Consider the following 11,749-nt stretch of genomic DNA (forward strand, 5'->3'; position numbering starts at 1 on the left):
ATTTGGACAGAGATCATGCATGATGGAGGGCATACTGATGCAAGCGATTACACCGCAAACCAAAGATTCTTTAGATCATATACTTGAACAATTGAAAGCGACACTTCAACAACAAGGCAATACGTCTGCTGCTAATAAGGCGCAAGATTTAATCCAGAAGCATCGTTCTGAAGAATTGGTGCTCGCTTTTTGTGGACACTTTTCCGCAGGTAAATCTAGTCTGATGAACTGGCTCTGTGGCAAGCAGGTCTTACCGACAAGCCCGATTCCTACTACAGCTAATATTGCAGCTATTCGTGATGGTGAACCACGCGCAATCGTTCATCTTAATAGTCAGGAACCTTCTTTTGAAATCGGTCTGGATGCATTAGATGAATATTGTAAAAATGGTGGCGAGTACGAATCAGTCGATCTATGGGACGATATTAAGCTTCTAGGCGCTCATGGAGTATTATTGGATACACCGGGTGTCGATTCTACAGACGCGGCTCATGAAGCGGCTACGTACTCTGCATTGCATCGTGCAGATGTTGTTTTTTATGTGATGGATTATAACCATGTTCAATCGGAAACCAATCTTTCATTTGCCAAAACATTGTCTGAGCGAGGGAAGCCTTTATACTTAATCGTTAATCAGATTGATAAACATGATGATTCAGAATTAGCTTTTGCTGACTATCAACGTGGAGTCGCTCAGTCTTTTGCCGGACGAGGTATTGAACCAGCAGGTATCCTTTATGTATCCAGACAGGAGTCTCAGCATCGTCACGGTAAGCTAGAGCGTCTACGTACCGTTATTGGTGAGTTGTTACTTGAGCGTGAACCCTTGCGGATGTATAGCTTGTCTCAAGCGATCTGGGAATTAGCTGAAGAACATACCAAATGGTTGCAAGAGCAAATGAACAGCGAAGAAGAATCATCTTCGACTGTAGACCATGATCTGAACGATGAAATGACGATAGAACAATTGAATGCGCAACTTGAACAATTTGAACAACAGATCGTTACTGCGCAGACTACAATAGAAAATTATCGCAAAACATGGAGTTGGGAAATTGGACGATTGGTAGATCAAGCCAATATCACACCTGCACCTGTACGTGATCTAGCTCAGTTGTATCTGGAAAGTCAACGTCCTGGATTCAAAGTAGGCTTTTTTGCTTCCAAAGACAAAACGGCTCAAGAGCGTGAGCAACGTAAGTCTAATTTTCTGACATCATACCGGGAACAAGTGGCTGCTAATCTAGATGTTCATGTACGTGGATTGTTACGTGGCTGGAGTCAGGAACAACAATTATGGACTGAAGAACAGGAGACATTGTTAACGTCGTCTTTGCCACAAATCACAGAACGTGATATCGAAGCCGGTGCAACTTCAGATATCGCCATTTCAGGCGAATACGTATTGAACTATACGCGTGCTTTACGTGAAAAAACAGTCGCTATGTATCGGAGAGCTGCACTTGATGCGATGGAGCGTCTACTGGAACAGTTAGAGCCCAAGGTAGAAGCAGAGCAACAAGGATTACAGCAAGAGCGGGATCAATTATCTGGACGATATCAATCATTGATGCGTCAACAGCAATTGGAACAGCAAAAAGAACAAAATGACCAAGCGGTACGTCAATTACTGCCTGTTCGCGCACAGCTTCAAGCGCAGTGGTTGCCTGCTATCCTAGAAGAAACAGGTGAAGTGGATTCTACAGTTGCTATAGATGATCATCTAACGTCATCCTCTACTGATACTTTACAATCATCTGAATCATCAGTAGGAAGCTCAGGATCTTCAACACACACAGATACTGATTCAAGTATTATCACGCCACCTATAAAAGAAAAAGTAATATCTTCTCATCGAAAAGAGCGCCTTGTCCAAACAGCTGTGCAGTTGCGTCAAGCTTCAGATATGATCGAACATATCAAAGGATTAAGCCTACCTGCTACTGAATTGCGTCGTCGTGCTCATGTAATGGAAAATGGTAAATTTACGTTGGCTTTATTCGGTGCATTTAGCGCAGGGAAGTCGTCATTTGCAAATGCTTTACTAGGGGAAGCTGTACTTCCTGTTTCTCCGCATCCGATGACAGCTGCTATTACACAGATCATGGCACCTGAAGGGGAGTATGGTCACGGAACCGCTCAAGTCTTTATGAAAAGTAGAACAGAAATGCAAGAAGATATTACTGGAGCTTTTCGCTTATTAGGATTGCCAGAGATGACATTAGAACAGGACTGGGGAAAACAGATTGCTTCCTTATCGCCTGGACGTATTCATCCTTCTGCACGTGCTCATTATAACTTTGTGATTGCAGCAGCAGCAGGTTGGCAAGAAGCAGAGCCTTTGCTTGGACAAGATCTGAAGATCGGACTGGATCAATTTAGAGGTTTTGTATCGGAAGAGACCAAGTCTTGCTTTGTACGGCGGATAGATCTGTATTATCATTGTGAATTGACCGCTCAAGGGATGGTACTGGTTGATACACCGGGAGCCGATTCCGTCAATGCCCGTCATACAGGAGTAACTTTTGAGTATATGAAGTCAGCAGATGCATTGGTATTTGTGACTTATTATAATCACGCATTTACACATGGAGATCGCCAGTTACTAGAGCAATTAGGTCGGGTTAAAGGAAGTCTAGCATTAGATAATATGTTTTTTGTAGTCAATGCATCGGATCTAGCTTCTTCGGAAGAAGAAAAGAATCAAGTGGTTGAACGTATAGTACATGAGCTTAATACGACAGGCATTCGCAAGCCTAATATTTATGCGTTATCCAGTCGTCGAGCCATTCAAGGTAATGATGATGGATTCAGACAGTTCCAGCAACATTTTATGAACTTTGCAGATGAGACATTAGCAGGGCTTGCGATTCAAGCGGCTTATGATGAAGTAGAACGTGTACGCAAAACAGTACTCACATGGGAAGATGCGGCGAAGCGTGGAGAAGCTTATCGAGTAGAACGTATGCAACAGCTGGTGCAAGAACGATCAGCTGCTCATGCCGCAGCTATGCGAATGTTTCAGACCGAACCGGATCGACGGATTCAAGAAGAGAGTGGCGAATTGTTATTCCATGTTCGTCAACGTGTACGCTTGAAAGCGCTAGATTGGATGCCTGAAATTTTTAATCCTTCTTTGCTTAATAGTGAATCTCCTGATCTCAAAGCAGATTTTGCTGCTTGTGGACGGGAATTATTACGCCGATTATCTACAGAATTAGAGCAGGAAGTACTGGCTACAACGTTACGCATGGAGAAAGCTTCTGAGCGAGTAGTCGGTGAGCGTCAAGAAGTGTATGGACGTGAAGCAGAAGCGGCAGCAGCAGGTTTGACATTATCTAAGCCTGAATTAACCAAATGGCAAACTCCAGAACTGGTACAGATGAAAATAGCAGATGTACTGGATTGGAAGTCACTCTGGTCGTTATTCCGCAATCCTCGTTATTTCTTTGAACAAGGCGGACGTGAGAAATTCCGTGAAGAAGTATCGGGTAGATTAGACCAATTAATCGCTAGCATGTTGGATGAACAACGTGAGCGGTTGTCACAATATTATATTGTTGGTCTGAACCAAAGACTACAAGAAGCGGCTGATGATATGCAACGTCAAATTGCAGAGTGGGTCGAAGGAACTGAAGCTTCATTGCAAACAGATGTGAGTGCAGATCGCTGGTCAGCATTAGCTCATGATCTAGAAACATTAATTCATTCTGTTTCAGCAGAAGATGAAGCTAGAATCAAACAAGCTTATGATTTATAAAATATAGACTTAAAAGTCATACGAATAATAATTAATCACCAAAAAGAGCGTGCTATCAGAAGATAGGCGTTCTTTTTTTATCTATACATAACTTCCATATTATTATATACGTGAAAATAAATACAATACTTATATTCAAAAATGATAGCGCTTTTACCAAATTATTGCATAAACAAGTTTACAAAATAAAATGAATGTTAAGAAATGCTCGTGAAATGTAGTATTTTGCATTATTTCATTAAAATTGACGGTTTATGTCTAAATTATGGCATAAATTTAAAGCGATTGCCAATAAACGAACGTGTATCCGCTTTGCGGGCTTTTGAGGACGGTGGTAAGCTTCATTATGCTAATCATCCAAAAGAGAATCAAAGGGGGAGACACATGGACGTTCTCAAACAATTGCATGACTATTATCGGAGCAAAAGAAGCTATTTATACCTCTCTATTTTATGTCTTGCAACCGCTACCGCACTCGGGCTAGTATATCCAAATTTACTTAGAATTTTGATTGATGATGTTATCAAGCTGAGGCGATTTGATCAGGTTCCAATGTTGGCACTAGCTATTTTTGGTGTCGCTATTCTGAAAGGTATCATGCAATTTCTTCATGGATTTTTTGGAGGACGTCTAGGTAATTATATTGCATACCGACTTCGCAATGCGTGCTATGAAAAGTTACAATTTCTATCCTTCCGTTATTATGACACAGCTAAAACAGGAGATTTAATGTCACGCTTAACCGGTGATCTCGAAGCGATTCGTAACTTTATCGGTTTTGGTTTTGCTCAGTTATTGAATGTATTTATGATGGTGGTCTTTGGTTCGATCGTCATGTTTTCGATGAACTGGCAACTCACACTGGTCACATTAATCTCTATTCCTTTTTTAGTCTTTGTCGCTCTCAAATTCGAATCCCGTATTCACCCTGCTTTTCAAGAAATGAGGCTTGCTTTAGGGTCTTTAACAACCGCTGTACAAGAAAATATTACAGGTGTACGAACCGTCAAATCTTTTGCTCGTGAACCTCATGAAGTTGATAAATTTGCTATACGTAATGAGCGTTATCGTACCAATCAGATTCATGCCGCTACACTCTGGAGTCGCTACTTTCCAGTTATGGAATTACTGGCTTCGGTCTGTGTCGTGATATTGCTTGGTTTTGGTGGAACATTAGTGATCCAAGGTTCGCTTACCCTTGGTGAATTGGTCGCCTTTTTCACCTTGATTTGGTACATTATCGGACCGATGTGGGGACTTGGATTTCATATCAATAACTATACGCAATCCAAAGCCTCTACCGAGCGTATATTGGAAATTCTATATCAGCATGTAGATGTTAAAGATAAAGATACAACAAGTCACATGAATATTCATGAAGTGAAAGGTCATGTGACATTTGAACATATGACATTTGCTTATGGGAATCAATTACCTGCTGTAGTTGATATTAATTTGGATGCGCCTCCAGGGTCGGTTATCGGCTTACTAGGGGGTACAGGATCTGGTAAATCGACAGTTATTCAGTTATTAATGCGTGCGTATAATGTGACTGAAGGCAGTATCAAGTTAGATGGAGTCGATATCCGAGATATCCGAATTGAAGACTTGCGTTCTCAGATCGCTTCGGTTTTTCAAGAAACGTTTTTGTTCTCTTCTACACTCAAAAATAACATCGCTTACGGCATGAGTGAGGTCACGATGGATGATATTATTCGGGCTTCCAAGCTTGCCAAAGCTCATGATTTTATTATGGAACTACCACAAGGGTACGATACACTTGTCGGTGAACGAGGTATGGGATTATCCGGTGGGCAAAAGCAACGGATTGCGATTGCTCGTGCACTACTCAAAAACCCGAAAATCCTGATCCTCGATGATGCTACCAGCGCTGTTGATATGGAGACCGAGCATGAGATTCAGTCGGGTTTTCAGGAAGTGATGAAAGGTAGAACTACATTTATTATCGCTCACCGTATTTCTTCTTTGCGCCATGCCGATGAGATTCTAGTACTGCAAGAAGGACGGGTAGTACAGCGTGGGAAGCATGAGCAATTGATACATGTACCGGGCGCTTATCAGGATATTTATCATGTGCAATATGCAGACCATATTCAGCGACTTCAAGATATTGATGAGCCCTCTATTTCCCACGAGACAGCAAGTGAGATCAACAGCGAGCAGGTGAGAAGCTATGAGTAATCTATCCGTCAAAGAACCACTAGAAGAAAAGCAAAAGCTATCCAGTTCATCTGCTATTACACGTGTCGAAGACCGATTTGTTTATCAAGATGATGAGTTGATTGATAAAGCATTTAACTGGTCTCAATTTGCACGATTGTTCGGTTATATCAAGCCATATGCTAAGCAATTGCTACCCTTTATTATTTTGATGATGGTACTTGGCACGATTACCAAATTGGCGGTTCCTTATATTACTGGAGCAGCGATTGATAAAGCGATTCAACCTGTATCGGGTGCTCCTAGCCTCAAATTACTATACGGACTTACTGCATTGGCACTGGGATTATATCTTATCCAGTGGGCAGCGAATGCATATCGGATCAAATATACGAATATTATTGGACAACGTGTGATCTATGATCTTCGTTCGGATTTATTTAGTCATATTCAGCGCTTATCCTTTTCCTTTTTTGATAAACGTCCCGCAGGTTCTGTATTAGTACGAGTAACCAATGATGTGAACTCTTTGCAAGATTTATTTACAAATGGTGCAGTGAACGTCATGATCGATTGTGTTCAGCTATTAGGTATCGTGGTGATTCTGATGCTAATTAATTGGAAATTAGGGCTTGCTGTGATGCTGACCGTACCGTTAATGTTCTTCGTCTCCACCAAGTTACGCAAAATTATCCGTCTATCATGGCAAGAAGTACGGATGAAAAATTCACGTATCAATTCTCACTTGAACGAATCAATTCAAGGTATCCGTGTAACGCAAGCGTATACACAAGAAAAAGAGAACATGAAGTACTTTGATAATATGAATGCTTCTAGCAAAAAATCGTGGGATAAAGCTTCTGCACTCAATCAATCGTTCGGACCGTTGATCGAGATTACGGGTGGATTGGGTTCTATGATTCTATTCTGGTATGGAGCCACATTGATCGCTAGCGGTGAGATTATGATTGGTACACTGGTCGCTTTTGCAAGTTATGTAGGGAATTTCTGGGACCCGATTAACCGTCTGGGAAATATGTATAACCAACTGCTTGTAGCGATGGCATCGTCTGAACGTATTTTTGAATTTATGGATGAAAAGCCTTCTGTAGCCGACAAGCCAGGTGCACAACCAATACCACGTATCAACGGAGATATTGTGTTTGACAAAGTGACTTTTGAATATGTAGCTAATCGACCTGCACTGCGCGAGATTGATCTACATGTCACCGCAGGGCAATCTATTGCATTGGTCGGACATACGGGTTCTGGTAAATCGACGATTATTAATCTGATTAGTCGATTCTATGATATTAAGAACGGTACGATTAAAATTGATGGATATGATATCCGTGATGTGACTTTGGAAAGTCTGCGTGGACAGATCAGTATTGTGCTTCAAGATACGTTTATCTTTTCCGGAACAATACGAGATAATATTCGCTTCGGACGACTGGACGCTACTGATGAAGAAGTAGAAAATGCCGCCAAAGCTGTTCATGCTCATGTGTATATTGAGAAGTTGCCTAAAGGCTATGATACAGAAGTCGAAGAACGGGGAAATGTGTTGTCGATGGGGCAACGTCAATTATTATCTTTTGCCCGCGCACTACTTGCAGATCCACGGATTTTGATTTTGGATGAAGCGACAGCCAGTATCGATACGGAGACAGAACTGCGTATACAAGAAGCACTAAAAGTGTTGCTTCAAGGACGAACTTCTTTTATCGTGGCACATCGACTTTCTACGATTCGACATGCTGATCATATTGTCGTATTGGATCATGGACAGATCAAAGAAGAAGGAACACACGCAGAGTTGATTCAAAAACAAGGCATTTACAATGGTTTGATTGAAGCGCAATTCCGCTTTTTGTGACATTATTCGACTTAATTAAGCCTTGAAAGTAAGAATTATACGAGAATTGTCAAAAAATTTAGACAAAGTGACTTGCAATCTTGCTCATTAGATAAGAGAATAGAAAGTGTCATCACATTGTAAAGTTTAAAAGGAAATTCGTCGGAAATTTTACAATGTGCTATTCATTGTCGAATAGGTAATAATTCGATAAGCAAAATGACGTAAGCAGTACCTTGTAGGTTGCAGTGCAAAACATGTATATAAGGGAGTGCTGTCTATCATGTGGGGGGCCCCAAATTCTCGTCAAGCGAAACGGATGTTGATGCTTGGGAGTGGAGAACTTGGCAAGGAAGTAGTGATCGAAGCTCAGCGACTCGGCATTGAATGTATTGCTGTAGACCGCTATCCGGATGCACCTGCTATGCAGGTTGCTCATCGTTCTCATGTTATTGATATGCTTGATGGTGCTAAGCTACGAGCAGTCATTATCAGTGAACAACCGGATTTTATTGTACCTGAGATTGAAGCGATAGCAACAGACGTACTGGTAGAACTAGAGCAAGAAGGCTACAATGTAGTGCCTACCGCAGTTGCAGCCCAATTGACAATGGACCGTGAGGGGATACGCCGTCTGGCATCTGAGACCCTTGGATTGCCTACTGCTGCGTACCGGTTCGCTGACAACTTGGAGCAATTGAAAGAAGCTGTTGCTGTACTTGGAACACCCTGCGTAGTAAAGCCTCTTATGAGCTCGTCTGGCAAAGGACAGAGCGTATGTCGCACACCTGAAGATGCTTCGGCATGTTGGGATGCGGCACTTGAAGGCGCAAGAGGCAAATCAGTTCGTGTTATTGTCGAAGCGTTTGTACATTTTGAAAGTGAAATTACACTGCTTACGGTGCGTTGTGCCTCTGGAACGTTGTTTTGTCCGCCGATCGGACATATTCAGCGGGATGGAGATTATGTTGAGTCATGGCAACCGCACCCAATGACTGCTGGACAGCTAGAAGAAGCACAACGTATTGCTGCAACCATTACAGAACGTCTGGGTGGATATGGGTTGTTCGGTGTCGAACTCTTTTTAACCCCAGATGGTGTTGTATTTAGCGAAGTGTCGCCAAGACCGCATGATACAGGTATGGTGACAATGATTACTCAAGATTTATCAGAATTTGCTCTGCATGTTCGGGCTATTCTTGGTTTTGAGATTCCGAGTATTCATTTGTTAACTCCTGGCGCATCAGCGACACTGAAAGCAACACAAGCTTCCAAAGATTTTGTCGTTGGCGGAATAGATGAGGCATTGAAGTTACCCCGTACGCAAGTACGTGTATTCGGTAAGCCGGAGACTAAGCCGGGTCGCCGAATGGCGGTAGCTCTCAGTGCGGATGAAAGTGTGGAAATTGCGCGGAAGCGAGCCGTGCAAGCGGCAGCTCTGCTAAAAGAGGAGTATGTACATGTCGACTAGTGTATTAATGCCTGTTGCAGAAGTCCGTAAATTCGAAAGTAAAGATGTTCAAGCTCTAACTGCTCTAATGCGTGAACTTCGTTATCCGATGACGGAAAGTGTACTGCGCGACCGTATGGAAGCGTTGGAAGGCAAACCGCAATTTTTGACTCTTGTTGCAGAACGTGAAGGACAGGTCGTCGGTATGATCGCTATGTACCGTGAGACTTCATATGAGACAGGTCAACAGACTTCACAAATCACAGGTCTAATCATTTCTGCGAATTATCGTGGTCAAGGTATCGGACGTGAATTGATTGCTCAAGCTGAAAAGCAAGCAAACGAAGCTGGAGATCACTCTGTCTATGTAACAGGAATGAACCGTGACGAACGTCTATCCTCATGCTCTTTTTATCAACATATGGGCTATGAGAAGATTGGATGCCGGTACATTAAAAAAATGTAATTCCGCTATACACAGCCACACCTTTCGAAAAGGCATCAGGTTAATCCTGGTGCCTTTTTGCTTTGATCATAGAGCGAAAATAGCAATTAAATACCAATAGATGGTAAAATATACGGTGATTCTGAATTTAAAGGAGGAACACCATTGAAAAACAATCGTACATTACTAAAACGAATCACCTCAACTGCTGCCGCAGCAGTACTTGTAACAGTAACGATAGCAGCTCCTGCTCAAGCAGCTACTACACATCATGTGAAAACAACCAAACCTGTATATGCCAGTCAAAGTGCATCCGCAGACACCTCTACCTTTGTAGCGGAAGTGGTGCAATTGGTCAATCAAGAACGTAGCAAAGCAGGGCTAAAAGCATTAACGGTAGACACCAAGCTTCAAACGATGGCACAAGATAAAGCTATCGATATGGTGAAAAATAATTATTTTGATCATACGTCACCAACTTATGGAACTCCTTTTGAAATGATGAAAACGTATGGGATAAGTTATCGTGCAGCTGGTGAGAATATCGCCAAAGGACAGACTTCCCCTGCTCAAGTGATGCAATCATGGATGAATAGCTCCGGTCACAAAGCCAATATTTTAAGTTCTACCTTTACATCAATCGGTGTAGGGTATCAAAATGGAGTATGGGTACAAGATTTTATCGGAAAATAATACGCTACAAAATGCAATAATGAAATGTGACAGAGGCATCTGAAAATCAGATTTATAGAATAAAAAAATGCCTGTTTCCTTTGTTTTTAGAAGGAAGCAGGTATTTTTATAAGCTCATAAGCAGTATAATCGTTACATATTGGTCTTCATTAGGGTAAATAAGATGATATCCATAGCAATAATGCAACAGATAGAGGAGCCAACAAGCGATGAAAACGATCAAATATTGCACAAAAAATGAAAAGTTCGGTACCAAACAAGTCTATAAAACACTTAAAAAAGAGTTCCCTGATGTAAAGCAAAAGCAAAAAAGTTGCTTAAGCGAGTGTAAAGCTTGTCGCAAACAACCGATCGCTTTAGTGGGAAAAAAGACACTGATATGCGAAGAAACCCCAGAACTATTATATGCCAAATTGGTCGAAATGATTCATGCATCTAATGATAAAAAAGGGAAAAAAAGAAAAGAATAATGATTTAATTATATTGTAAATTTAAACAACAGTAGCTATTTTTTTAAATAGCTACTGTTGTTTTTTTATTTATAACAGTTTTTAAAATGTGTCTTATAATACAAAAACATAGTATTTAACAATACATAAATTATTATAACCAGATGATATGTTAATAAAGTATTTAATCTAAGAAGGAGTGAGAAAATGACATTACAAAGTTTTTTTAATACATCTAAAATGAGTGTTTATCACGAAAAAATGATTGAACATGTTTTTATTGCTGAACTAGCACAAGCTTTAGGAAGAAGACATAAAAAAGTGGACTGTCTTGCTTCCCGTAGTGGAGATTTATTTGGTTATGATTTTGTACTTTTGTGTGATGGAGTAAGCAAATATGTACAAATGAAAACTAGAGTTGGAAAAACAGATAGTTGGAAAGTAAATAAACAATTAGTAAATCAATATCCTCAAGAATTTGAACTTATAGTTGTTGATATATCTTATGATTCTACTGGCAATAAGTTAAATAATCTTAAATACAAAATAATCGAGAGATCAAAAAAAATATCTCCAGAATTAATTTCAAGTGGTGAAAAAATAAAAGAAAATAAATTAGATATTCAAATATATGATATAGATAGTTTATCTTCCATTTTATTTCCATAATGTTTAAACAATTCTATATAGTTTAAAATATTTTTTGAAAGCTCTTTGTACATACAAAGAGCTTTTATATTTCATTACAAATATTATCCACTTATATAATAATTAATCTAAATTTTGTATAATACTATTTAAGTCGAAAGGGTGAGGGCAGGTATGTTATAATGTATCAACATGTTTTACAAACTACTTTTTTTGAAGGAATTAATATTCAAGTTAAAGATTTTATTTTTTCACTTTTTCAAAA

At 40.3% G+C, this 11,749-nt stretch carries 8 protein-coding genes; all 8 read left to right on the top strand.

Annotated elements, in window-relative coordinates; genetic code table 11:
- Positions 1–37: 37 nt before the first annotated feature.
- The 8 genes from PTI45_RS12800 (at position 38) to PTI45_RS12835 (ending at position 11,505) form a co-directional block, all read left to right on the top strand.
- The gene (locus PTI45_RS12800; protein ID WP_175425178.1) at positions 38–3,760 is read left to right on the top strand and encodes a dynamin family protein; all 3,723 of its coding nucleotides are present in this window, start codon (positions 38–40) and stop codon (positions 3,758–3,760) included.
- A 384-nt stretch (positions 3,761–4,144) separates the two neighbouring features.
- Positions 4,145–5,962, top strand: a complete 1,818-nt coding sequence (locus tag PTI45_RS12805) for an ABC transporter ATP-binding protein (RefSeq protein ID WP_069327977.1) — start codon at positions 4,145–4,147, stop codon at positions 5,960–5,962.
- Entirely contained in the window at positions 5,955–7,820 is a 1,866-nt protein-coding gene (locus tag PTI45_RS12810) for an ABC transporter ATP-binding protein (protein ID WP_083243513.1), read from the top strand. The genes PTI45_RS12805 and PTI45_RS12810 overlap by 8 nt, the downstream gene beginning before the upstream one ends.
- A gap of 262 nt (positions 7,821–8,082) precedes the next feature.
- On the top strand, positions 8,083–9,270 hold the full coding sequence (purT, locus tag PTI45_RS12815; protein WP_069327978.1) for a formate-dependent phosphoribosylglycinamide formyltransferase: 1,188 nt from the start codon (positions 8,083–8,085) through the stop codon (positions 9,268–9,270).
- Entirely contained in the window at positions 9,260–9,715 is a 456-nt protein-coding gene (locus tag PTI45_RS12820) for a GNAT family N-acetyltransferase (protein ID WP_161594173.1), read from the top strand. Before purT ends, PTI45_RS12820 begins: the two co-directional genes overlap by 11 nt.
- Before the next feature lie 144 nt (positions 9,716–9,859).
- Complete coding sequence (locus tag PTI45_RS12825; protein ID WP_069327980.1) at positions 9,860–10,387, top strand: CAP domain-containing protein; 528 nt, start codon at positions 9,860–9,862, stop codon at positions 10,385–10,387.
- A 209-nt stretch (positions 10,388–10,596) separates the two neighbouring features.
- On the top strand, positions 10,597–10,857 hold the full coding sequence (locus tag PTI45_RS12830) for a DUF1450 domain-containing protein (protein WP_069327981.1): 261 nt from the start codon (positions 10,597–10,599) through the stop codon (positions 10,855–10,857).
- A gap of 186 nt (positions 10,858–11,043) precedes the next feature.
- Positions 11,044–11,505 carry a hypothetical protein gene (locus PTI45_RS12835; RefSeq protein ID WP_069327982.1) on the top strand — a complete coding sequence of 154 codons (462 nt, stop codon included), beginning with the start codon at positions 11,044–11,046 and terminating at the stop codon, positions 11,503–11,505.
- The last annotated feature ends 244 nt before the right edge of the window (positions 11,506–11,749 follow it).

It is taken from the genome of Paenibacillus nuruki (genome assembly GCF_001721045.1).
In the GTDB taxonomy this organism is placed as follows: domain Bacteria; phylum Bacillota; class Bacilli; order Paenibacillales; family Paenibacillaceae; genus Saccharibacillus; species Saccharibacillus nuruki.